This window comes from Streptococcus sp. A22 (assembly GCF_043674215.1).
GTDB lineage: Bacteria > Bacillota > Bacilli > Lactobacillales > Streptococcaceae > Streptococcus > Streptococcus suis_V.
In genome coordinates, this window is record NZ_JBIMJQ010000006.1 from 84,313 (window position 1) to 107,123 (window position 22,811).

Sequence of the window (22,811 nt, forward strand, 5' to 3'; positions counted from 1 at the left end):
AGTTTTTGAGTATAATGGAGGAATGACAGATCAACTTATTTTGCGTGCCATTCAGTTCTTGCTGATGAGCTTGATTATTTACATGCTTTATTTGATTTTTTCCCATATCTGCAAGCATAAAATATCTATAACAGACCGTTTTTGGACAGGGTTTGGTATTGGCTTTGTGACGGACTTGTTGGATACCTTGGGGATTGGAACCTTTGCGACGACCACCAGTCTCCTCAAGGCGACCAAAATCATCCAGGACGACCGGAAAATTCCAGCAACTATGACCACGGCCCACATTATTCCAATTTTGATAGAGTCCTTGATTTTCATCACTATTGTTGAGGTGGAAATGACCACCCTAGTACCTCTCGCTATAGCAGCCTTTGCTGGAGCCTCGGTTGGTGCACGGGTGAGTCAAGATTGGGATACCTGCAAGGTTCAGCGTGTCTTGGGGATTTTGTTGCTAGTGGCGGCGGGCATCATGGTCTATCGTATGATAACTAATCCTGGTGCTGACCTAGATAACGCCGTTCGTGGTTTGACGGGCTGGAAATTGTTGGTCGGCATCATCTTTGACTTTTTCATTGGCATGTTGCTTAGCATGGGCCTTGGAAATTATGCACCGGAATTGATTTTCTTTTCCCTGATGGGTATCAGTCCAGCAGTAGCTCTGCCTGTTATGATGCTCAATGCGGCAGTCATGTTATCAGCAGGTGCACGACAATTTATTCAGTCTGGTCGTGTCAATTGGCCAGGCGTTCCAGGAATTATCCTGGGAGGAGTGCTTGGCGTTCTGACAGCGGCCTTCTTCCTGTCCAATCTCGATATAAATAAGCTGAAAGTGCTGGTTGTTTTCATCGCAGCCTATACAGGCCTCATGTTGCTCCGCTCATCCTTTATCAAAAATGCCAAACAGGAGAAAGTATATGCAGATTCGCTTGAGAAATGAAATTGACCTGGACGGTCAGCTAGAAGTGGTAGATCAGGTCTTTCCGGTAGATGTCAAGGAAAAAGACGGTTCCCTCTATCTGCTCTATACCAATGACGAGAAGGAAAAAGTAGCAATTAAATGTGGTGAGGCCGAGCTAACCATGACGCGCTTTTCCAATCCCAAGTCCATTATGCGCTTTCTGGCGGATGGTGAGGCTATCGTGACCATTCCCACGCCCTTGGGTATCCAGCATTTTGTGACCCATACCAAAGGATACCAGCTGGATAGGGAAAATCAATCGGTTTTACTGGCTTACGATTTGAAGGGACTAGAGAACCAACAACTCTTTGCTTCCTATCAAATGGAAATTTCTTGGAAATAAAACGTTTTCAAGTGTAAATCTATTTGACCTGTCAAAAAATTTTGGTATAATAGAGGATAAATCGAGGGAGTAGCTAACGGACTTGTCCGTGATAGTGTCGTCAATCCGAAAATCGTTTCCGGCACTATCTTAAATAGCGAGACTTGTTTTAATAAAACAGGTCTCTTTTTTATTTCTTTAAGTAAAAAGGGGATCGAAAAGGAGAAAAACAGTGTCAAAAGAACAAAAACGCGATTTGTTTTATACTCAAAGCGAAGAGCAAGTATTGTCTAGCTTAGGCTCATCCTTGGACGGTTTGACCAGCGACGAAGCTGGTAAGCGTCTGGGAGAATATGGTCGTAATGAATTGGATGAGGGTGAAAAACGTACCCTTCTGGCTAAATTCCTAGACCAGTTCAAGGACTTGATGATTATCATCTTGATCGGTGCAGCCATTCTTACAGTTATCACTGAAGGTTCGCACGGTTTGACAGATGCCATTATCATATTGGCCGTAGTTATCCTCAACGCAGCCTTCGGTGTTTACCAAGAAGGTCAAGCTGAGGCAGCCATCGAAGCTCTTAAAAACATGTCTAGCCCAGTGGCGCGTGTCCTTCGCGACAACCATGTCACTGAGGTGGATTCAAAAGAATTGGTTCCAGGTGATATCGTCTTGCTCGAAGCAGGTGATGTCGTTCCAGCCGATATGCGTCTCTTGGAGGCTAACTCCCTCAAAATCGAAGAAGCCGCTCTTACTGGTGAATCTGTTCCTGTTGATAAGGACTTGAGTGCTGAATTGGCAGAAGATGCGCCAATCGGTGACCGTGTCAATATGGCCTACCAAAACTCAAACGTGACCTACGGTCGCGGTCTTGGTGTGGTAACCAATACAGGTATGTTTACTGAGGTTGGTCACATTGCGGGCATGTTGGCAAATGCTGATGAGACAGACACACCACTCAAGCAAAACCTGCACCAATTGTCTAAGGTCTTGACCTACGCCGTTTTGATTATTGCAGTTATCACCATGTTGGTATCTGTATTTGTCCGTGGTGAAGGTATCTTGCCAGCCCTTATGACATCCGTTGCCCTTGCGGTTGCGGCGATTCCAGAAGGTTTGCCAGCTATTGTTACAGTTGTTCTTTCACTTGGTACTCAAGTATTGGCTAAGCGAAACTCTATCATCCGTAAGTTGCCAGCGGTTGAAACACTTGGTTCAACAGAAATCATCGCTTCAGATAAAACTGGTACTTTGACCATGAACCAAATGACGGTTGAAAAGGTTTATACAAATGGTCAATTGATTGATGCAAAAGAAACTTTGGATGCAAGCAATACAACGCTTCGTGTAATGAACTTTGCCAACGATACAAAAGTTGACCCAACTGGTAAATTAATCGGTGACCCAACTGAAACGGCACTTGTTCAATTTGGTTTGGATCAAAACTTTGATGTTCGTGAAGTCTTGGTTTCTGAGCCTCGTGTGGCTGAACTGCCATTCGACTCAACACGTAAATTGATGTCAACTGTTCACCAACAAGCTGCTGGAAACTTCTTTGTAGCTGTTAAAGGTGCCCCAGACCAATTGCTCAAACGTGTAACGCAAATTGAAGAAAACGGTACAATCCGTCCGATTACCGATGCGGATAAACAAGCCATTCTTGCCACTAACAAGGACTTGGCTAAACAAGCCCTTCGTGTCTTGATGATGGCATACAAGTATGTTGATGCTATTCCTGAATTGGAATCTGACGTTGTTGAAAACGACCTTGTCTTCTCAGGTTTGGTTGGTATGATTGACCCTGAGCGTCCTGAAGCAGCAGAAGCTGTTCGTGTTGCTAAGGAAGCTGGTATCCGTCCAATCATGATTACGGGTGACCACCAAGATACGGCCGAAGCGATTGCCAAACGTCTTGGTATCATTGATCCAAACGATACAGAAGACCATGTATTTACAGGTGCAGAGCTCAACGAATTGACGGATGAAGAATTCCAAAAAGTCTTCAAACAATACTCCGTTTACGCGCGTGTATCTCCAGAACACAAGGTTCGTATCGTCAAGGCTTGGCAAAATGATGGTAAGGTTGTTGCCATGACTGGTGACGGTGTTAACGATGCACCATCATTGAAGACTGCCGACATCGGTATCGGTATGGGTATCACAGGTACGGAAGTTTCGAAAGGTGCTTCTGATATGGTCCTTGCTGATGACAACTTCGCAACCATCATCGTTGCGGTTGAAGAAGGACGTAAGGTCTTCTCAAACATTCAAAAGACTATCCAGTACCTCTTGTCAGCTAACACGGCTGAGGTATTGTGTATCTTCCTTGCAACCCTCTTTGGTTGGGACGTATTGGAGCCAGTTCATCTTCTTTGGATTAACTTGGTAACAGATACACTTCCAGCTATCGCCCTTGGTGTTGAACCTGCTGAGCCAGGTGTTATGCAGCACAAACCTCGTGGTCGTAACTCAAGCTTCTTCTCAGGTGGTGTCTTGAGCTCTATCGTTTACCAAGGTATCCTTCAAACTGTACTTGTTTTGGGTGTTTACGGATATGCTTTGTTATTCCCAGAACACAGCACCTATGAAGAAATTCACGCAGATGCGCTTACCATGTCTTACTTGACACTTGGTTTGATCCAGTTGGTACATGCCTTCAACGTTAAGTCTGTTTACCAATCTATCTTTACCGTTGGTCCATTTAAGAACAAACTCTTTAACTGGTCTATCGTAGCTGCCTTCTTGCTCTTGATGGCAACTTTGGTAATTCCAGGATTCAATACCTTCTTCAAGGTTTCAATCTTGACACCAACTCAATGGTTGGTAGCAATTATTGGTTCAGGACTCATGGTTGTCGTTGTTGAAATTGTCAAATTTGTACAACGTAAAATGGGCTTGGATGAAAAAGCTATCTGATTTGAATAGAATGAGCTAACTCAGGAAACTGGGTTAGTTTTTTTGTTGAAGTTGGCATAAGGGAGTGGTAAACTAGAGGAAAGGAGTTTTTATGAATTACCCACAAACCTATGTTTTGAACAACAGCTCGTCTTTCCCTAGTGAAAAATTGCCCCTCTTGCAGCAGGAACTGGCTGGTCTTGACGATTCAGCTCTCAATGCTTTGATGATGGTACCCTTGAAGAATCCTCTGGTGGCTCTCTTGTTGGCTATTTTCTTTGGTGAATTGGGAGTGGACCGTTTTTATGTTGGAAATAAGGAATTAGGATTTCTCAAGCTGGCTGCCATGGGCATTACCTTTGTCCTTATGTTTGTCTTGATTGGTTTTCTACTTTTGCCTTTGATTTACCTCTGGAAACTAATCGACTGCTTTTTGATTATGAAGGCTTGTAAGGAGGCCAATTACCAGCGTCTGATGAAACAGATTTATGAATTTAAGGCCTTTCAAGAAGGGCATCATATTTAGCGAAACTCGGTCTGACCGGGTTTTCTTTCTTTACAGGTGTGGAAAGTTTGAGCTGATTTTGTCACAGAAGTGTCATTTTTGAACCTTCTATTTGTGGTATAATGATAGAGCTTGTGTTCAAAGATGGACACTTTTATATCAGTTAACGGTGAACTCGGGTTTGATATGTAGCTTGAAGGGAGGAGTCATGATGACAAGAAAGATAGCACGAATTTCTTTTATTATCTATCTGCTGGTGCTGATTTGGATCATCGTTTTTAAGATGGATTTGTCCACTTTGTACGGTCGCTATGGCTATGCCAGTCTCAATCTCATTCCTTTTGCTGGGACGGCTGTTTATAATGGTGTTCTGGATTATCCAGAAATCATTTTTAATATTGCCAGCTTTATTCCCTTTGGGTTCTACATGGAAATAATCTTTCGGAAGGCCGAGTGGGAGCGAAATTTAGCTGTCATTCTGCTGGCCAGTCTGGGCTTTGAAGTGGTGCAATACCTGCTCCTGTTGGGGGTGGCAGACATCACGGACCTGCTGGCAAATGGTCTGGGCGGAGCCATTGGGATTAACCTCATGTACCAGGCGACGGCTGTTTGGCGGGAAAAGGCCTACTGGAGAATGACTATTTTTGCTGGCCTGGCTACAATTTTCTTCATTCTTTTAACTTATTTTTATATCTACTAGCTTGAAAAACATATACTAAATTTGTTACAATAGACATAATGACAATCAAAGAAGAAATTATCAAATTGTCCCAAGAAATTGGCATTTCTAAAATTGGCTTCACCACAGCGGATGATTTTGATTATTTGGAAAAATCCCTGAGGGCTGGAGTCGAAGAGGGGCGAACAACAGGTTTTGAGCATAAGAATATTGAGGAACGGATTCGGCCAAGATTAAGTTTAGAATCCGCCAAGACCATTATCTCAATTGCTGTAGCCTATCCACGTCACTTGCCGGTCAAGCCGGTCAAAACCCAGTACAAGCGCGGTAAGATTACGCCCAATTCTTGGGGCTTGGATTATCATTATATTCTCCAAGATAAGTTGGAGCGCTTGGCTCGTGGCATCGAACAACTGACCGAGGGCTTGGAATACAAGGCCATGGTAGATACGGGCGCCCTCGTTGATACGGCTGTAGCCAGACGGGCAGGTATTGGCTTTATCGGCAAAAATGGCTTGGTCATCTCCAAGGAATTTGGTTCCTATATGTTTCTTGGGGAATTAGTGACCAATCTAGACATTGAACCCGACCAGCCAGTTGATTATGACTGTGGTGATTGCAACCGCTGCGTTGAGGTCTGTCCGACCTCCTGCCTGATTGGAGATTCGACCATGGATGCGCGACGATGTCTGTCCTTTCAAACTCAGGACAAGGGCATGATGGACTTGGAATTTCGCAAGAAAATCAAGACCGTTATCTACGGTTGCGATATTTGCCAGATTTGTTGTCCTTACAACAAGGGAATTTCCAGTCCCCCTGTAGTAGAAGTGGATCCCGATTTGGCTGAGCCGGAGTTAATTCCCTTTCTGGACTTGTCCAATGGGCAATTCAAGGAAAAATTTGGCATGATTGCAGGCTCTTGGCGGGGGAAAAATATTCTCCAGCGCAATGCTATTATTGCACTGGCCAATGCAAATGACCGCTCTGCCATTCCCAAACTGATTGAAATCATTGATAAGAAGCAAAATCCGATCCACATGGCGACAGCGATTTGGGCTCTGAGCCAGCTGGTTAAGCAACCCAATCAGGAGCTGGTAGACTTTATCGCAAGTCTGACTTCTGATCATGAGGATGTGCGTGCGGAGCAGGCTGCTTTCTTAGAACTGGTGAAATCTAGGCAACTATGATATAATGAAAAGATAAAATTTTGAACGAGGTACTTATGGATACAGCAGAAATTCGCCAAAAGCTGGAAGAGCTTGGTAACAAATTAACATCATTTAGGGGGTCTCTTTGACTTAGAAGGTCTGGAAGAGGAGATTGCCATTCTTGAGAATAAGATGACGGAGCCAGATTTTTGGAATGATAATTTGGCGGCTCAGAAAACTTCTCAAGAATTAAACGAACTGAAAAATACCTATGGAAATTTCCATCAGATGATTGACCTCTACGACGAGGCTGAAATTCTCTTGGATTTCCTAGCGGAGGATGAGTCGGTTCGTGAAGAATTGGTTGAAAAATTGGCAGAGCTGGACAAACTCATGACCAGCTACGAGATGACCTTGCTCCTGTCAGAGCCCTATGACCACAACAATGCCATCTTGGAAATCCATCCGGGCTCTGGTGGAACAGAAGCACAGGATTGGGGTGAGATGCTCTTGCGCATGTATCAGCGTTATGGAAATGCCAAAGGTTTTACAGTCGAAACGCTGGATTATCAAGCGGGTGACGAGGCTGGTATCAAGTCTGTGACGCTTAGTTTCACAGGACCAAATGCCTACGGGTTGCTTAAGTCAGAAATGGGTGTCCACCGTTTGGTGCGGATCTCTCCCTTTGACTCAGCCAAGCGTCGCCATACCTCCTTCACGTCTGTCGAAGTCATGCCTGAGTTGGACGATACTATTGAAATTGAAATCCGTGATGATGAAGTCAAGATGGATACCTTCCGCTCGGGTGGTGCCGGTGGTCAGAACGTCAACAAGGTGTCGACCGGTGTGCGTTTGACCCACATTCCGACAGGAATTGTGACCCAATCAACCGTGGATCGTACCCAGTATGGCAACCGTGACCGGGCTATGAAACTCCTGCAGGCTAAATTGTATCAATTGGAGCAGGAGAAGAAGGCGGCTGAGGTCGACTCGCTCAAGGGTGACAAGAAAGAAATCACTTGGGGAAGCCAAATCCGTTCTTACGTCTTTACGCCTTATACTATGGTCAAAGACCATCGGACGGGATTTGAAGTGGCTCAAGTCGATAAGGTCATGGATGGAGACATTGAAGGTTTCATCGATGCCTATCTCAAATGGCGGATTAGCTAAGAATACAGAAAGGACTGTCACAGACAGGAAATTCTATGGGAATTTTTAAAAAGAAAAATAGAAGAAATGCGAGTGGTCGCCATCTGGACTCAGACCAGCCGGCCGCTCCAAGACGTATTATTGAAATGAAGGACGTTACCAAGAAATATAGTAACGGAACGACTGCTCTTCGCGGAGTGTCCATCAATGTCGATGCGGGCGAGTTTGCCTACATCGTTGGACCATCAGGAGCAGGGAAGTCTACCTTCATCAAACTCCTCTACCGTGAAGAAAAATTGGATAAAGGTAGCTTGACGGTTGGGAATTTCAACCTTGCTAAGATCAAGAAAAAGGATGTTCCCCTCCTCCGCCGTAGTGTGGGAGTTGTCTTCCAGGACTACAAGCTCTTGCCTAAGAAAACGGTCTATGAGAATATCGCCTATGCCATGGAAGTTATCGGTGAAAAACCGCGTAACATCAAAAAACGTGTCATGGAAGTTTTGGACCTGGTGGGACTTAAGCACAAGATCCGTACTTTCCCGAATGAGCTTTCAGGTGGTGAGCAGCAGCGGATTGCCATTGCGCGTGCCATTGTCAACAATCCCAAAGTCTTGATTGCGGATGAGCCGACAGGTAACTTGGACCCGGAAAATTCATGGGAAATCATGAGCTTGCTGGAGCGCATCAATCTGCAGGGGACAACAGTTCTCATGGCTACCCACAACAGCCAGATTGTAAACACTCTCCGTCATCGCGTTATTGCGATTGAGGATGGTCGAGTGGTTCGTGACGAAGCGGAAGGAGACTACGGATACGATGATTAGACGATTTTTTAGACATCTATGGGAGTCGCTCAAGAGTCTCAAACGAAATGGTTGGATGACGGTTGCGGCGGTTTCTTCTGTGGCCATTACCCTGACCTTGGTGGGAATCTTTGCTTCTGTCATTATCAATACCGCTAAGTTGGCTTCGGATTTGGAAAACAATGTCCGCATCAATGTATTCTTGCGGGCCAATTCGACAGACCAGGCTGAAACCATTGTAGATGACGAAGGTAAGACAGTTGCCAATCCTAACTTCAAGGCTGTTTACAATAAAATCACAGCCCTGCCAAACGTTGAGACGGTGACTTATTCTAGCAAGGATGAGCAGTTGCAGAAGTTGACAGCGACCTTGGGTGATACCTGGAATCTCTTCCAGGGGGATGCCAATCCGCTCTATGATGCCTATATCATTGATACGACTGAGCCACAATATGTCAAGTCTGTGGCGGCTGAAATTGCCAAAATTGACGGTGTGACAGAGGTTCGAGATGGAGAGGTTGAGACGGAGCGTATATTTAAGTTGGCTGGGATGGTTCGGACCTGGGGTCTGGCTGCAGCAGCCTTGCTTCTCTTTACAGCAATTTTCTTGATTTCCAATACCATTCGGATTACCATCATTTCCCGCAGTCGTGAAATTCAGATTATGCGACTGGTTGGAGCGAAAAATTCCTACATCCGTGGTCCGTTCCTCTGGGAGGGAGCTTGGGTAGGTTTGCTGGGAGCGGCTCTTCCAGCAGCTCTGGTCTATTTCCTCTATCAAATGGTTTACAAATCCGTGAATGCGAGCTTGGCTAGTCAAGACCTATCCCTACTTCCGGTTGATATCTTTGTTCCCATCATGGTGGGAGCGCTGGTTGTCATCGGTGTGTTGATTGGTTCAATCGGATCGGTTATCTCAATGAACCGCTATTTAAAAATTTAAGAATACTAAAAATCCTAAGAAGTTTGGCTTCCTAGGATTTTTGCTTATCTAAAAAAGGGATTGAAATTTTTCTCGTGGGCAACGGTAGTGTTTTGACCGTGGCCTGGATGGACTGTGTAGTGGTTGGGGAGGGTGAAAATATGCTCCTGGATGCCGGCAATCAAATCATCAAAATTGCTGGTTGGAAGGTCTGTGCGGCCGATGTTTTCCCGGAAGAGGGCGTCGCCGGTGACAACAGCTTTGGCTTCAGGAAAAATGAAAGAAACACCGCCAATCGAGTGGCCAGGCGTAGGAACAACCTTGAAATGAAAGCCGTCAAGCTGGTAGTCTTGCTGATATTGGAAAACTTGCTCTGCGGGCTTGCAGACGACATTTTCTATATCATCGTGACGGGGTAGACCAGACAGGTTCATCTCCGGAGTATAGAGCCAACTAGCCTCGCTTTCGGCCACATAAACGGGTGGAAAACCGTAGGTCTCACGCAGGATGTCTAGACTTAGGATGTGGTCATAGTGGGTGTGGGTAAGCAGGATGGCTGTGATAGGCTTGCCAATTTTTTCGATAGTGGCCTGAATTTTATTCCAATCGCTGCCTGGATCGACCACCAGCAGATGGCTATCGTTTTCGATATAATAAGTGTTTTGGGTGGCAACTTGATTGACAGATTTGTGGATTTTCATGGGGGCTCGCTTTCTCTCCTTATTCTATCTAATAGTCTAACAGAAAATGGGGCATCCTTCATGGATTTTGTTTTTCATGGCCTATCTATGCTATAATGTTTTTATGAAAGAGACGAAATCAAGCAATCGGTATACTGTTGTTGATTTGGAAGCAACGGGTACGGGTATTGAGGCTAAAATTATTCAAATAGGAATTGTCATTGTTGAAAATGGTCAGATTGTCGAAACTTTTTCAACGGACATCAATCCCTATGAGCCCCTGGATGAACATATTGTTGATTTGACGGGGATTACGGACAAGCAATTGTCCCAGGCACCTAGTCTGGGCCAGGTGGCCGGTCAGATTTATGAATTGCTGGCTGATGCTATTTTTGTCGCCCACAATGTGACCTTTGATGCCAATTTGCTGGCGGAAGCCTTGTTTTTTGAGGGTTATGAACTCCGCACACCGCGGGTAGATACGGTCGAGCTATCCCAGGTATTTTTCCCTACCATTGACAAGTACAGCTTGGGCAATCTTTCTGATAAATTGGACCTGGGTTTGGATCAGGCCCATACGGCCTTGGCAGATGCTACTGCGACAGCCAACTTGCTCTTGAAAATCCAGGAAAAAATCCTCTCCCTGCCCAAATCCATGGTGGAACAACTAGTGCAGTTATCTGATTGCCTGCTCTACGAGTCTCGCTTAGTCATTGAGGAATTGCTACCACAGCTGTCGGAGCAGGTCTCGTTAGACCTGGTTTACCGCCACGGCTTATTTTTGCAAGGATCTATTGAAGTTCCGGTTTCGCGCAAGTTTTCGGATGATTTTGTGACCAATCTGGGACTGCTGGGTCTCTATGAGCGGAAAAAGCAAACGGCCTTTGCAGGCTTGGTTGAGGAACGATTAAGTGATGAACAACAGGTTCATTTTATCCAGGCTCAGGCTGGTCTTGGGAAGACCTACGGTTATCTCTTGCCGCTCCTGGCTAAAACTGACCAAAAATTACTGGTCTCCGTGCCAACCAAGCTCTTGCAGGAACAGATTATGTCCAAGGAAGGCAAGCGCTTATCAGAAGTTTTTCACATTTCTATTAGTTCCCTCAAGGCACCCCAGCATTTTATTAAGCTAGACAACTATTGGCAGACCCTGCAACGCCAGGATGACAACCGTCTGGTCAATCAGTTTAAGATGCAGGTCCTGGTCTGGCTTAGTGAGACGCAGACAGGGGACTTGGACGAGCTCAAGCAGAAACAGCGTTACCAGGCCTATTTTGATGAAATTGCCCATGATGGCAAGTTGTCGGAGGATAGCCTTTTTTGGGACCAGGATTTCTGGAGAAAGGTGCAGAGAAGGGCTGTAGACAGTCGGCTCTTAATCACCAACCACGCCTATTTTTTGAGCCATCTTAAGGACCAGGACCCCTTGATGAACCAGCGCCTTGTGGTCATTGATGAAGCGCAAAAATTGCTATTGGCAGCGGAGAATTTGGCCACTGGGCAGGTCAATATGACCCAGCTTTTGCAAACCCTGCAGAGCAAGAAAGACAGGACCAGCAACCTGCTGGACCAGCGCTTGTATGAATCCTGCCAATTTGAGCTGCAGCACCTGATGACAGATTTCCGCAAGCAGGCTGACCGCGAAATCACTCGGACAGACTTGGACCAGTTGCGTCAGAATCTGCTGGAGTTGCAGGATTATGATTTGCAGGAATTGACGGATTTGTTGACCTACTATGAGCGTTTTTGGCTGGAAGACCATCGCCTGGCCGACAAGCGACTGACCTACCTGCGTGGGACCAAGGAGGATTTGCTAGATGTCAGTAGCTACCTGCCCCAGGGTAAGATTTTCTGTATCAGTGCCACACTGGACATTAGTAGTAAGGTCAACCTGGCGGATTTGCTGGGCTTTCAGGAAGTCACGTTTGACCATCTCACTCATCAACTGACCACCAACCAGCAGATTATCATTCCCCGTGGGCTGCCGGATATTCAGAGTCTGACCAAGGAGGAGCATGCTGGATTTATTGCCGAGCGTTTGGGGGAAATAGCAGAGCTGGGACGACCGATTTTGGTTCTCTTTACCTCTATTTCCCTGCTCTTGGAGGTAGCGGATCTATTGGAAGAGGCAGGATTGCCCTATCTAGCCCAGCATAAACATGGGACAGATGCCAGTTTAAAACGACGATTTGAACGGGGAGAATGTCAAATTCTTCTGGGAACGGGCATCTTCTGGGAAGGTGCAGATTTTGCCGACCAGGACCAGATGATTCAAGTCATTCCCCGCCTGCCGTTTGAAAATCCCAAGGATTCCTTTGTTCAAAAGGTAAATAGGAAACTGATTCAAGAGGGGAAAAATCCTTTTTATGATTACCATTTACCTATGATGATGATAAAGCTCAAGCAGGCTATTGGTCGGACCAATCGCTATGACCGCCAAGAATCTGCTGTCCTTCTCCTGGACAATCGCCTCCAGACCAAGCAATATGGACAACAGGTTATTGATTTTCTAGAGCAGGACTACCCGGTAGAAGGGGTGCAAGAGACGGCAATCATGGATGCCCTGAGCTATTTTTTCAGTGAGTGAGCCGAAAGGCTCTTTTCTTCTAACATGAACATAGAAAATTCATGCAAACTATGGTATAATTTTTCAAATATACTCATTTTGAAAGAGATTGCCATGACAGAAAAAACGATTGTATTTAAGGTAGGAACCAGCTCTCTGACCCAAGAAAATGGGAGTTTGGACCGCATTAAGATTGCTCGGATTACCAATCAGCTGGCACAGTTACACCAGAAGGGTTATCAGATCGTACTGGTGACCTCAGGCTCGATTGCTGCTGGTTTTCGGAGATTGGGCTTTGACAAGCGACCGACCAAAATTGCGGAGAAACAGGCTTCTGCGGCTGTTGGGCAGGGCTTGCTGATTGAGGAATATACGCAAAATCTGATGAAGGACGGCATTGTTTCGGCTCAGATTTTGCTGACCCAGGATGATTTTGCGGATGCCAGACGCTATCAAAATGCCTCTCAGGCCTTGCAGGTCTTGCTCAAACAACGTGCTATTCCTATTATCAACGAAAATGATACCATTGCCATTGAGGAGATAAAGGTAGGAGACAATGACACCCTGTCTGCCCAGGTGGCTTCCCTTTTGAAAGCGGACCTCTTGGTGCTCTTGACAGATGTGGATGGACTTTACACGGCCAATCCCAACAGCGATCCGACTGCCCAGCACTTGCCTGAAATCAAGGAAATTACGGAAGATTTATTTGCCATGGCAGCAGGAGCAGGATCGTCCAACGGAACGGGTGGCATGACCACCAAATTGCAGGCGGCGCAGATTGCAACCAAGTCGGGCGTACCTGTCTTTATCTGCTCTTCAAAAGAGGACACGGCCCTCTTACAAGCAGTCACCCAAGCCAATCGTGGAACGCTCTTTTTAGCAGATGACCATGCCATGAACCAACGCAAGCAGTGGATGGCCTTCTATGCTCGGACAGATGCTGCAGTTGAGGTGGATGCTGGTGCGGTTGAGGCCATGTTGCACCAAGGCCGCAGTTTGTTAGCTGCTGGTGTCAAAGCCCTGGAAGGCGACTTTGAGGTAGGACAGGTCGTGGAAGTTTACAGTCAAGCAGATCACCGTTTGATTGGTAAAGGGCGGGTCAGACTCTCGTCCCGGGACTTGCAGGACCAGTTGGCAAATGGCAGAGCGGAAGGTGTGTTTATTCACCGCAATGATTGGGTTAGCTTATAGTCGTTCAGTTTATCTTTTATTACTTCGACGCATGAGGAAACGTCGTTTCCTTATTTCCAACTTCAAACACTCCACCGGATTGTTTGAACTCGCTTTGCCGTACCCTAGTACAGCCTGCAGCTCGTTGCCTAGTACTAAAAGCAAACTGAAAGACTAAATAGGAGAAAAATATGACAACAACACAAGCATTATTAGACAGTTTATTGGCCCATAAGGCCTCTATCAACCTTGCAACAACCGAACAAAAAAACCAGGCCCTATCTGCCATGGCAGACCAGTTGGTTGCCCAAACTGAGGCAATTTTAGCAGGCAATGCCATTGACATGGAAAATGCCCAAGGCAAGATTAGCCAAGTCATGCAGGACAGATTGCTCCTGACAGCAGAGCGGATTGAAGCTATGGCTGAGGGTCTTCGTGCCCTGATAACCTTGCCAGATCCAGTTGGTTTGACCTTGGAAGAATCCACTCGGGCAGATGGGTTGAAGATTAGTAAGAAGTCTATTCCCTTTGGCTTGGTAGGGATGATTTACGAAAGCCGACCAAATGTGACATCAGATGTTGCAGGACTTGCTATCAAGAGTGGCAACGCAGTCATTATGCGTGGTGGTAAGGATGCCTTTCATTCTTCTCAGGCCATTGTTTCAGCTTTAAAAGCAGGGCTGGAAGAGGTCGGCCTATCACCTAAGGTGATTGAGCTAGTCCAAGATACTAGCCGAGCCTCTGCGACAGAGTTGATGACCGCAAAAGGCAAGATTGACCTATTGGTGCCTCGTGGTGGTGCAGGGCTCATTCAAGCTGTTGTTGAAAATGCAACAGTTCCTGTTATTGAAACAGGTACAGGAATCTGCCATGTCTATGTCGATAAGGATGCAGACTTGGACAAGGCTTTACAAATTGCCGTCAACGCGAAAGTTAATCGTCCCTCAGCATGTAATGCGGCTGAAGTTTTATTGGTTCATGAAGAAATTGCCAGCCAATTCCTACCTCGTCTTGAGGAAGCTCTTTCTGGTCAGGTAGAATTGCGGGCTGACGAGAAGGCCCAGGCTCTACTCAACCAAGCCAGACCAGCAGGTGAGCAGGATTTTGATACAGAATTTCTGGACTTTATCTTGGCAGTTAAAGTCGTTTCAAGTGTAGAAGAGGCTATCAGCCATATCGCTCAACACTCGACAGGGCACAGCGAGGCGATTGTGACGGAAAACAGCCAGACAGCAGACTTGTTCACACTCTACGTGGACTCGGCGGCTGTTTATGTCAATGCCTCAACTCGCTTTACTGATGGTGGCGAGTTTGGTCTGGGCTGTGAGTTAGGTATTTCCACCCAGAAGATGCACGCCCGTGGTCCAATGGGCCTGCGTGAGATGACCACCTACAAGTACATCATCACAGGCGACGGCCATATTCGTTAGGAGGACAAGATGAAGATTGGATTTATCGGACTGGGCAATATGGGAGCGGCCTTGGCACAAGCAGTCAGCCAGCAAGCAGACACCCAGCAAGCAGACACCCAGCTCCTCCTCAGTAATCACAACCAAGCAAAGGCCCTGGCTCTACAAACTCAGCTAGGCGGTCAGCTCTTATCTAATGAAGAAATAGCAGAGCAGGCTGAGATTATTTTCCTTGGGGTCAAGCCTCACCTGATTCAGTCAGTCTTGTCAGGCTTACAGGACCAGATTAGCCAGAATCCGTCGGCCATTTGGATTTCCATGGCAGCGGGTGTGACCCTTGACAGCCTGGCAGCATTTGTATCGGTAGACAAACTCATCCGTATCATGCCCAATACACCGGTCGCTATCGGCCAAGGTATGACAACCTATAGCGTGGTCAATCAAGAACTCGCTCCGCTATTGGAACAAATTTTAGAAAAATCTGGCAAGGTACAGCAAGTGCCAGAGAAGTTGATAGATGCTGCGACGGCTATCGCGGGCTGTGGACCTGCCTTCGTCTATCAGATGATTGAGGCCCTGACAGATGCGGGTGTGCAGAATGGTCTTACAGCGGAGGATGCGAAAATTTTGGCTGCACAAACCTTGGCTGGAACTGCTCAAATGGTATTATCCAGCGACAAGCATCCAGCCCAGTTGAGGCAAGAAGTGACCTCGCCAGGTGGATCGACTATTGCAGGCGTAGTGGCTCTTGAAAAAGAAGGCTTCCGTTACGCCATTATCAAGGCAGTCGCCGCCGCCCTCAAAAAGACTAGAAAATTAGGCAAAAAATAGATTAGATATAGAAAATTTTTGGTTGCAACGTATTTTTCAGTCCTAAGACCGATGGAAACGGTTGGCAGTTGGGGTATACTATAGTCAATCCTAAATATTTTTCATAATCTCCTTAAAAACTTGGCTAATTGGTCAAGTTTTTTTGCGTTTGAGAGAAAGAAAAAACGAGACATTAATCTCGTTTGGTCTTGTCTTTGATCCATTGACTGACATTGGAAAAGGTTTTGCTTTGCTCTGCCTTGCGTTTTTGTTCTTGGACAAAATCTGCAAAACTTTGTTTGACGCCATCTTTTTGAACCTTATCTTGCAAATCATGCCATTTCTTTTTAAGGTTGCTGGAAGTCCGTTCGTAGTAGATTTCCAAAATTTCTTCCTTGGATTTGTAGTTGCGGTAGAAGGCGTTGCGCGAAACACCTGCCTTGCGCACTAATTCAGAGACGGAAATGTGCTTGAGTTCCTTTTTTTCAAGGAGAAATAGCAGAGCGGTCTCGAGAGATTCCTTGGTCAGCTGATTGGCCTCCTTGTTGGATTGATAGAGATTTTTCAAGGATTTTGGTGAAATTTTACGCTCGGTCATATTCTTCCTTTCTACTGTGACATCCGATTGGAAATGCTTTCATAACTAATGATTTAATGATATAATTGTAGAGTAAGATAGAGCACCTTGTCAACTAATTAAATCATTCAAAAGAAAAGAGATAAGAAAATGTCAAAATGGAAAATTGTTGCGGATTCTGGCTGTGATTACCGTCAACTAGCTCAGCTTGCGCCGGGTACGGAGTTTGTCAGTGTTCCCCTGAGTATTCAGATAGGGGACCAGACCTTTGTTGATGATGCGAGTCTAGATATTGATCAGATGGTCTCTGTCATGCAGTCAACTTCTGAGGCAGCGACATCTGCCTGTCCTAGCACTCAGGCCTATGAGGAGGCTTTTGCAGGTGCAGAAAATGTTATCGTTGTGACGATTACCGGTGGTTTGTCTGGCTCTTTTAATGCGGCTCGTGTTGCCCGCGATATGTATTTGGAAGAGCATCCAGATGCTAAGATTCATTTGCTTGATAGTTTATCAGCTGGAGGCGAGATGGACTTACTGGTTACGGAAATCAATCGTTTGATTGCCTCAGGCTTAGAGTTTGAAGAAGTCGTATCAGCTATTACCACCTACCAAGAAAATAGTAAATTATTGTTTGTCCTTGCTAAGGTCGACAATCTGGTTAAAAATGGCCGTCTCAGCAAGCTAGTCGGAGCAGTCGTTGGTTTGTTGAACATCCGTATGGTCGGTGAAGCCAGCAGCGAAGGCAAGTTGGAATTGTTACAAAAGGCTCGTGGTCACAAAAAATCGGTCACCGCAGCTTGGGAAGAAATGAAAAAGGCTGGCTATAAGGGCGGACGCATCATTATGGCTCATCGTAATAACGATAAGTTCTTCCAACAATTTTCGGATTTGGTGAAGGAAACCTATCCAGAAGCCAGTATCGAAGAAGTTGCGACTTCCGGCCTTTGCTCTTTCTATGCAGAAGAGGGCGGCCTCTTGATGGGGTATGAGAGATAGAAGCACTGGACAATATGTGTAGGTGGTTAAGCAAGAGAGAGTGCATCTTACTTGCCAGCTTATTGCTAACTGGATTTCCTTGATGGAAAGGCAGGAAGCTATCCTTTAAAATAAGAATAAAGAGCTTAGTCCTTGTAGAAGGTGCTAAGCTCTTTTAGTGTGTCTTCAAGATGTGGATGGAGACGGAGGAGAAGATAGGCAAAGGTACCGTTACGGATAAGCTGGTATCGTCCTTCAAGTCTTGCAGTTCTCGGATTATCTGGAAATTGAACGATTAACTGGTCACGCACTACCTGATAGGGATAAGCAAGAGGATATTTTTTGATCAAATCTTGTATTTGAACTTCTTCATTTAAGGATTGCTCCCGCAGCTGCTGCGTGTTACGAGTGAACATCCCATTATCGATATACAAAGAAAGTGCCTTTTGCATGATCAGGTTGGTATCGTAGTCAATCAATCCTTTATAGGTTAAAAAAGCATCGAGGAGACGGGGAGGCAGGCTAACGGCACCTATCCGTAGAGCTGGGAATAAGGTTGGTGAGAATGACTTGATATAGACGACAAAGTCGTTCTTGTCAAGGTAATGTAAGGGTAGTTGACGGTTTCCATCAAAATCAGCCAAGTAGTCATCTTCGATGAGATAGACCTGATAGCGCTTGGCAAGGTGAACGATCCTCTCCATGGTTTTTCTATCGTAGCTTGTCCCCAGTGGGTTATGCAAACGTGGAATGGTATAGAAAAATTTTATCGTTCCAGTCTGAAAAAGACCTTCCAGTCGGTCCAAGTCAATCCCTTCCATACTGCGTTGAATGGTCAGGTAAGGCAGGCCTTGTTGGCGAATCAATTCCTCCATACGAGAATAAGTAGGAGACTCGATGAGGATATGGGTTCGGTCGGGACCGAAATCCAATTGGCTCAGGATATAGAGGGCTTGTTGACTGCCAGCAGTGATGACCAATTGGTCTTTTCGGCTATAGACATGGTAGTCCATTAGGAGCTGTTGAACAGAAGTGATTAATTCTGTCAATCCGGCTTGCTGATGGTAATAATTGAAGAGGTAATTTTCACGGCCAATCAAACTTTGGTGTAAACAAATACGGAAGTCCTCATAAGGCAGTTCTTCAAAATCAGTCAGATCCAGATCAATGGACTCTTCTAAAATGTCGCGGTCATCCAAAACATAGTAGCCACTTTTTTCGACCGCATAAATCTTGTTTTGATACTTGAGTTCCTGCATAGCCTTTTGAACAGTATCCTTGCTGCACTCGTACTGCAGACTTAATTGGCGAATGGAAGGTAGTTTTTCTCCTCGCTTATAGTCTTGTCGTTCGATTCCGTCTAGGATGTCTTCAACGATGTCCCTGTATTTACTCATCAACTGTCCCCCTACAGATCTATGGTCCTAGTATAGTATAAAACTGTTCTGTGAACAAGTGGCGCGTGTTTTCAAGTGTCAGCCCCTAGCATTCGTGGTATACTAGAACTATGAAAATCATACTTCCAAATGCAAAAGAACTCAATACCACTATTGAAAACCATTCCTTTCGCTCCTTGGACCCAACCAGTTTAGCGGTCGCTCAAACCTGTAGCCAATTCCAGCAGGAAGAATTAGCTTCCTTTTATAAAATCTCTCATGACCGTGCTGGATTGGAGTTGGATCGCTGGAAGCGGATTGAAGCTAAGCAAGCTAAAACCTATCCAGCCTGGTTGTTGTACGACGGATTGATGTACCGGTATATGGACCGAAGAGACCTGACAATAGATGAGGAGGTCTATCTAAAAAAACATGTCCTCCTAGCTACAGCCTTGTATGGGCTCATCAGCCCGGACCACCTTATTTCTCCCCATCGGCTTGATTTTCAAGCAGGGATCAAAGTGGAAGGGAAATCCCTCAAGCAATACTGGCGACCGGCCTTTGACAAAGTCGTTGAAGAAGAAGACTGGATCCTATCCCTCGCTTCTTCTGAATTTGAACAGGTATTTTCTCCCCAGATTCAGAAAAAACTAGTCCGGGTGACCTTTATGGAGGAAAAGGATGGCAAACGAAGGGTACACTCAACCATTTCAAAAAAGGGCAGAGGACGCCTTGTTTCTGTGATGGCCAAGGAAGGGATTACTGAATTGGAAGCTCTTCAACAGGTTACCGTTGATGGATTTTCTTATCAGGCAGAACTTTCCGATCAATTGAATCTTGTTTTTGTCAGAAAGACCAATTGAAAACCATTACATGTGCCTTTTGTAACAAAAATGTTAACTTAGGGCAGTAATTTGTTAGAAGAGGCACAGAACTTGTGATATAATAGTAATGTTACAGTTTTGAATGAAAGGGTTAAATTACCATGAGTCGAACAAAAACATCATCCCGAAGAAACCAGCTGCATTGGGCAAACCTAACCTTGCTCATCCTCTACACAGGAGCAGTTGGTTTCCTACTGTATCAAGTGTTTCGGTATGACATTCTTGCCTTTCGCAATCTCAACCTGGTCCTGGCTGGGTTGGCCATTATCTTGGGACTTGTTTGTTTGTTCCTTATTTTAGGAAAAAGAGCTAAAGTAGTGACCGCATTCCTGCTTATTCTAGGCCTTGTCGTTAGTTCTGTCGGTCTCTATGGAGTCCAGAGTATCGTCAACCTTTCGAACAAGTTGAATTCAAACGCCACCTATTCTGAATATGAGATGAGTGTTCTGGTTCCTGCAGATAGCCAGGTCTCGGATATCAGTCAAGTGACAGAATTGTTGGCGCCTACCGGAAATGACGGCGACAATATCCAAGCCTTGTTGGACAACCTGTCTCTGACAAAAAAACTATCTCTGACACCAACTAAAACGGATTCCTATCTGGATGCTTATCAGAAGATGCTTGCTGGTGAGAGTCAGGCCATGGTCTTGAACGGAGTATTTGCAGATATCCTGTCTGCGGAAGACCCAGACTTTGACACCAAGGTCAAAAAGATCTACAGTTTCACCTTGACAAAAAAGGTTGAAACAGCAGTCAACCAACCGACTGGCGATGTCTTGAACATCTATATTAGCGGCATTGACACCTATGGACCAATCTCGACCGTTTCCCGTTCGGACGTCAATATCATCATGACCATCAATCAGGCGACCAAACAGGTACTCTTAACCACCACCCCTCGTGATAGCTATGTTGCGATTGCAGATGGTGGGCAAAATCAAAAAGACAAATTGACCCACGCAGGGATTTACGGGGTAGAAGCTTCCATGCATACCTTGGAAAATCTCTATGACATCGATATCCATTACTATGCGCGTGTGAACTTTACCTCCTTCCTAAAATTAATTGACCTCGTAGGTGGGGTGGATGTCGTCAATGACCAGGCCTTTACCAAAGGAAGTCATGATTTCCCTGTCGGAACCATCCATTTGGATTCTGAAAAAGCTTTAATGTTTGTACGCGAACGCTATTCGCTACAGGGCGGCGACAATGACCGTGGAAAAAACCAGGAGAAAGTCATTGCGGCTCTCATTCAAAAGTTAAGCAGACCTGAAAATTTAACCAATTACCAATCCATCATCAACAACCTACAAGATTCGATCCAGACCAATATGAGTTTGGAAACCATAATGAAATTGGTCAATACCCAGATGGAAAGCAGTGGCAGTTACACAGTTCAATCCCAAGCCTTGCAGGGTACTGGAAGTACAGGTCTCTTGCCTTCTTATGCAATGCCAGGTTATCAATTGTATATGATGGAGGTCAATCCAGATAGCCTCAACCAAATGAAAGCAGCTATGCAGGAAGTCATGTCAGGAGAATAGGATGTTAGATATTCATTCACATATCATATTTGGTGTGGACGATGGTCCAAAAACTGCAGAAGAAAGTTTGGACCTTTTAAAGATTAGCTATCAACAAGGGGTGCGCGGTATCGTAGCCACCTCTCATCGCCGAAAAGGCATGTTTGAGACTCCGGAGGCGGTCATTAGAGAGAACTTCAAGCAGGTCCAGGCCCTGGCCAAAACAATATCAGAAGATTTCTTTATCTTCTACGGGGCGGAGATTTACTTTACCGATGATGTCATTGGTAAGTTAGAACGAAAAGAACTACCAACCTATGGAAATTCTAGCAGTGTCTTGATTGAATTTAGCGGGTCAACTAGCTACAAAAAAATTCAGGAAGCTGTGCGTGATATCTTGCGGTTGGGCTTGACTCCCATTCTCGCTCATATCGAACGTTACGATGTTTTGGCGGGTGAAGGTGGAAAAGTTTCAGATCTCATCGCCATGGGTGCCTATATGCAGATCAATAGTTCTAGTGTCTTGAAACCCAAACTATTTGGAGATCGGCACAAAACCTATAAACAACGGGCCCAGTACTTCTTAGACAACGAACTGGTGCACTTTGTGGCAAGTGATATGCACAATACAAGCAGTCGGCCACCCTATATGGACCAGGCCTTCCAACTCATTGAGAAAGAGTACGGACACGACCGTGCCAAGGCCTTGCTTATAGAAAACCCAATTGCCCTTATGCAAAATAAACTTTAAACTTTAGGAGACAGTATGAACAACCAAGAATCGAATGTTATGGAAATTGACGTTCTATATCTATTGAAAAATCTATGGCGGAAGAAGTTTTTAATCCTTTTGAGTGCCCTGTTGGGGGTTTCCGTGACATTTGCCTACTCCGTTTTCGTAGAGACACCTCAGTATGTTAGTACCACTCGAATCTACGTGGTCAATAAGGTGGCTGATGGTGGTCAAAACTTGACGGCACAAGAACTCCAAGCGGGTACCTATCTGGTAAAAGACTATAAGGAAATTATCCTATCCCAGGATGTTCTCTCTACGGTAACAGAAGAACTAAAACTCACATCAAATTTGGCCAGCAAGGTTTCTGTCAGCATCCCAGTTGATACGCGTATTGTGTCGATCACAGTACGTGATGAGGATGCCAATGAAGCGGCGCGCATAGCCAACGGCCTTCGTACAGTAGCTGCCCAGAAAATCATCGACGTTACCAAGGTTAGTGATGTAACAACACTCGAAGAGGCTCGACCAGCAAAAACACCGTCGACTCCAAATACAAAACGCAATATTGCCCTCGGATTTTTGGTTGGTGCTTTTCTGGCAGTGGCCTTGGTTCTGGTGAAAGAAGTCTTGGATGACCGCATCAAACGCCCAGAGGACATTGAAGAAAAGATGGGCTTGCCATTGCTGGGTGTAGTACCAGATGTAGCCAAATTGAAATAG

Annotated in this window: 21 protein-coding genes; 18 read left to right on the forward strand and 3 right to left on the reverse strand. The window is 45.4% G+C overall.

All coding sequences use genetic code 11. From position 1 onward, the window contains the following. Positions 1 to 22 precede the first annotated feature (22 nt). The 9 genes from ACHBHN_RS03920 (at position 23) to ftsX (ending at position 9,406) form a co-directional block, all read left to right on the forward strand. On the forward strand, positions 23 to 940 hold the full coding sequence (locus ACHBHN_RS03920) for a TSUP family transporter (protein ID WP_394733642.1): 918 nt from the start codon (positions 23 to 25) through the stop codon (positions 938 to 940). Next, positions 918 to 1,304 carry a DUF1934 domain-containing protein gene (locus ACHBHN_RS03925; protein WP_105110298.1) on the forward strand — a complete coding sequence of 129 codons (387 nt, stop codon included), beginning with the start codon at positions 918 to 920 and terminating at the stop codon, positions 1,302 to 1,304. Before ACHBHN_RS03920 ends, ACHBHN_RS03925 begins: the two co-directional genes overlap by 23 nt. Positions 1,305 to 1,515: 211 nt before the next feature. Beyond that, on the forward strand, positions 1,516 to 4,200 hold the full coding sequence (locus ACHBHN_RS03930; protein WP_394733643.1) for a cation-translocating P-type ATPase: 2,685 nt from the start codon (positions 1,516 to 1,518) through the stop codon (positions 4,198 to 4,200). 91 nt (positions 4,201 to 4,291) lie between these two features. Continuing rightward, positions 4,292 to 4,705 carry a TM2 domain-containing protein gene (locus ACHBHN_RS03935; protein ID WP_105110300.1) on the forward strand — a complete coding sequence of 138 codons (414 nt, stop codon included), beginning with the start codon at positions 4,292 to 4,294 and terminating at the stop codon, positions 4,703 to 4,705. Between the two features lie 187 nt (positions 4,706 to 4,892). Next, a complete protein-coding gene (locus tag ACHBHN_RS03940) occupies positions 4,893 to 5,384 on the forward strand; it encodes a VanZ family protein (RefSeq protein WP_172022525.1) in 492 nt (163 codons plus the stop codon). 38 nt (positions 5,385 to 5,422) lie between these two features. Beyond that, positions 5,423 to 6,550 (forward strand): tRNA epoxyqueuosine(34) reductase QueG, encoded by a 1,128-nt coding sequence (gene queG, locus ACHBHN_RS03945; RefSeq protein WP_257118005.1) that lies wholly within the window; start codon positions 5,423 to 5,425, stop codon positions 6,548 to 6,550. A gap of 35 nt (positions 6,551 to 6,585) precedes the next feature. Next, a protein-coding gene (prfB, locus tag ACHBHN_RS03950) for a peptide chain release factor 2 (protein ID WP_105161083.1) occupies positions 6,586 to 7,681 on the forward strand; the annotation gives its coding sequence in 2 pieces (ribosomal slippage) (positions 6,586 to 6,657 and positions 6,659 to 7,681; 1,095 coding nt in all). Between the two features lie 125 nt (positions 7,682 to 7,806). Next, the gene (gene ftsE / locus ACHBHN_RS03955) at positions 7,807 to 8,484 is read left to right on the forward strand and encodes a cell division ATP-binding protein FtsE (RefSeq protein ID WP_105110314.1); all 678 of its coding nucleotides are present in this window, start codon (positions 7,807 to 7,809) and stop codon (positions 8,482 to 8,484) included. Continuing rightward, positions 8,477 to 9,406 carry a permease-like cell division protein FtsX gene (gene ftsX / locus ACHBHN_RS03960; RefSeq protein ID WP_125265766.1) on the forward strand — a complete coding sequence of 310 codons (930 nt, stop codon included), beginning with the start codon at positions 8,477 to 8,479 and terminating at the stop codon, positions 9,404 to 9,406. Before ftsE ends, ftsX begins: the two co-directional genes overlap by 8 nt. A 44-nt stretch (positions 9,407 to 9,450) precedes the next feature. On the opposite strand, the gene ACHBHN_RS03965 is transcribed toward ftsX, so the two are convergent. Next, entirely contained in the window at positions 9,451 to 10,086 is a 636-nt protein-coding gene (locus tag ACHBHN_RS03965; RefSeq protein WP_125265765.1) for an MBL fold metallo-hydrolase, read from the reverse strand. Positions 10,087 to 10,189: 103 nt separating this feature from the next. Here ACHBHN_RS03965 and ACHBHN_RS03970 point away from each other — a divergent pair, with 103 nt between their 5' ends. The 4 genes from ACHBHN_RS03970 (at position 10,190) to proC (ending at position 16,041) form a co-directional block, all read left to right on the forward strand. After that, positions 10,190 to 12,652, forward strand: coding sequence for a bifunctional DnaQ family exonuclease/ATP-dependent helicase (locus ACHBHN_RS03970; RefSeq protein WP_394733644.1), 2,463 nt, complete (start codon positions 10,190 to 10,192; stop codon positions 12,650 to 12,652). Between the two features lie 93 nt (positions 12,653 to 12,745). Next, positions 12,746 to 13,822, forward strand: coding sequence for a glutamate 5-kinase (proB, locus tag ACHBHN_RS03975; RefSeq protein WP_394733645.1), 1,077 nt, complete (start codon positions 12,746 to 12,748; stop codon positions 13,820 to 13,822). Positions 13,823 to 13,992: 170 nt separating this feature from the next. Beyond that, entirely contained in the window at positions 13,993 to 15,231 is a 1,239-nt protein-coding gene (locus ACHBHN_RS03980) for a glutamate-5-semialdehyde dehydrogenase (protein ID WP_394733646.1), read from the forward strand. A 9-nt stretch (positions 15,232 to 15,240) separates the two neighbouring features. Beyond that, entirely contained in the window at positions 15,241 to 16,041 is an 801-nt protein-coding gene (gene proC / locus ACHBHN_RS03985) for a pyrroline-5-carboxylate reductase (RefSeq protein WP_394733647.1), read from the forward strand. 172 nt (positions 16,042 to 16,213) lie between these two features. On the opposite strand, the gene ACHBHN_RS03990 is transcribed toward proC, so the two are convergent. Next, positions 16,214 to 16,618 (reverse strand): TetR/AcrR family transcriptional regulator, encoded by a 405-nt coding sequence (locus ACHBHN_RS03990; RefSeq protein ID WP_105110309.1) that lies wholly within the window; start codon positions 16,616 to 16,618, stop codon positions 16,214 to 16,216. A 129-nt stretch (positions 16,619 to 16,747) separates the two neighbouring features. On the opposite strand from ACHBHN_RS03990, the gene ACHBHN_RS03995 reads away from it, so the two are divergent. Then, positions 16,748 to 17,593, forward strand: coding sequence for a DegV family protein (locus ACHBHN_RS03995; RefSeq protein ID WP_394731697.1), 846 nt, complete (start codon positions 16,748 to 16,750; stop codon positions 17,591 to 17,593). A gap of 125 nt (positions 17,594 to 17,718) precedes the next feature. Here the strand turns inward: ACHBHN_RS03995 and ACHBHN_RS04000 are convergent, their stop codons facing one another. After that, on the reverse strand, positions 17,719 to 18,969 hold the full coding sequence (locus ACHBHN_RS04000) for a PLP-dependent aminotransferase family protein (RefSeq protein WP_394733648.1): 1,251 nt from the start codon (positions 18,967 to 18,969) through the stop codon (positions 17,719 to 17,721). A 110-nt stretch (positions 18,970 to 19,079) separates the two neighbouring features. On the opposite strand from ACHBHN_RS04000, the gene yaaA reads away from it, so the two are divergent. The 4 genes from yaaA to ACHBHN_RS04020 all read left to right on the forward strand — a co-directional run bounded on the left by yaaA (position 19,080) and on the right by ACHBHN_RS04020 (position 22,811). Then, entirely contained in the window at positions 19,080 to 19,811 is a 732-nt protein-coding gene (gene yaaA, locus ACHBHN_RS04005) for a peroxide stress protein YaaA (protein WP_394733649.1), read from the forward strand. Between the two features lie 122 nt (positions 19,812 to 19,933). Further along, entirely contained in the window at positions 19,934 to 21,376 is a 1,443-nt protein-coding gene (locus ACHBHN_RS04010; protein WP_394733650.1) for an LCP family protein, read from the forward strand. A gap of 1 nt (position 21,377) precedes the next feature. Beyond that, the gene (locus ACHBHN_RS04015) at positions 21,378 to 22,106 is read left to right on the forward strand and encodes a CpsB/CapC family capsule biosynthesis tyrosine phosphatase (protein ID WP_394733651.1); all 729 of its coding nucleotides are present in this window, start codon (positions 21,378 to 21,380) and stop codon (positions 22,104 to 22,106) included. 15 nt (positions 22,107 to 22,121) lie between these two features. Next, positions 22,122 to 22,811, forward strand: coding sequence for a YveK family protein (locus tag ACHBHN_RS04020; RefSeq protein WP_394733652.1), 690 nt, complete (start codon positions 22,122 to 22,124; stop codon positions 22,809 to 22,811).

Excerpts from the sequence above, each read along its gene's own strand:
- ACHBHN_RS03980 (WP_394733646.1), top strand. The coding sequence starts at position 13,993 with ATGACAACAACACAAGCATTATTAGACAGTTTATTGGCCCATAAGGCC.
- ftsX (WP_125265766.1), top strand. The coding sequence starts at position 8,477 with ATGATTAGACGATTTTTTAGACATCTATGGGAGTCGCTCAAGAGTCTC.
- queG (WP_257118005.1), top strand. The coding sequence starts at position 5,423 with ATGACAATCAAAGAAGAAATTATCAAATTGTCCCAAGAAATTGGCATT.
- yaaA (WP_394733649.1), top strand. The coding sequence starts at position 19,080 with ATGAAAATCATACTTCCAAATGCAAAAGAACTCAATACCACTATTGAA.
- ACHBHN_RS03925 (WP_105110298.1), top strand. The coding sequence starts at position 918 with ATGCAGATTCGCTTGAGAAATGAAATTGACCTGGACGGTCAGCTAGAA.
- ACHBHN_RS04015 (WP_394733651.1), top strand. The coding sequence starts at position 21,378 with ATGTTAGATATTCATTCACATATCATATTTGGTGTGGACGATGGTCCA.
- ACHBHN_RS04010 (WP_394733650.1), top strand. The coding sequence starts at position 19,934 with ATGAGTCGAACAAAAACATCATCCCGAAGAAACCAGCTGCATTGGGCA.
- proB (WP_394733645.1), top strand. The coding sequence starts at position 12,746 with ATGACAGAAAAAACGATTGTATTTAAGGTAGGAACCAGCTCTCTGACC.
- ACHBHN_RS03970 (WP_394733644.1), top strand. The coding sequence starts at position 10,190 with ATGAAAGAGACGAAATCAAGCAATCGGTATACTGTTGTTGATTTGGAA.
- ACHBHN_RS03995 (WP_394731697.1), top strand. The coding sequence starts at position 16,748 with ATGTCAAAATGGAAAATTGTTGCGGATTCTGGCTGTGATTACCGTCAA.
- ftsE (WP_105110314.1), top strand. The coding sequence starts at position 7,807 with ATGAAGGACGTTACCAAGAAATATAGTAACGGAACGACTGCTCTTCGC.
- proC (WP_394733647.1), top strand. The coding sequence starts at position 15,241 with ATGAAGATTGGATTTATCGGACTGGGCAATATGGGAGCGGCCTTGGCA.
- ACHBHN_RS03920 (WP_394733642.1), top strand. The coding sequence starts at position 23 with ATGACAGATCAACTTATTTTGCGTGCCATTCAGTTCTTGCTGATGAGC.
- ACHBHN_RS03935 (WP_105110300.1), top strand. The coding sequence starts at position 4,292 with ATGAATTACCCACAAACCTATGTTTTGAACAACAGCTCGTCTTTCCCT.
- ACHBHN_RS03965 (WP_125265765.1), bottom strand. The coding sequence starts at position 10,086 with ATGAAAATCCACAAATCTGTCAATCAAGTTGCCACCCAAAACACTTAT.
- ACHBHN_RS04000 (WP_394733648.1), bottom strand. The coding sequence starts at position 18,969 with ATGAGTAAATACAGGGACATCGTTGAAGACATCCTAGACGGAATCGAA.
- ACHBHN_RS03990 (WP_105110309.1), bottom strand. The coding sequence starts at position 16,618 with ATGACCGAGCGTAAAATTTCACCAAAATCCTTGAAAAATCTCTATCAA.
- ACHBHN_RS04020 (WP_394733652.1), top strand. The coding sequence starts at position 22,122 with ATGAACAACCAAGAATCGAATGTTATGGAAATTGACGTTCTATATCTA.
- ACHBHN_RS03940 (WP_172022525.1), top strand. The coding sequence starts at position 4,893 with ATGATGACAAGAAAGATAGCACGAATTTCTTTTATTATCTATCTGCTG.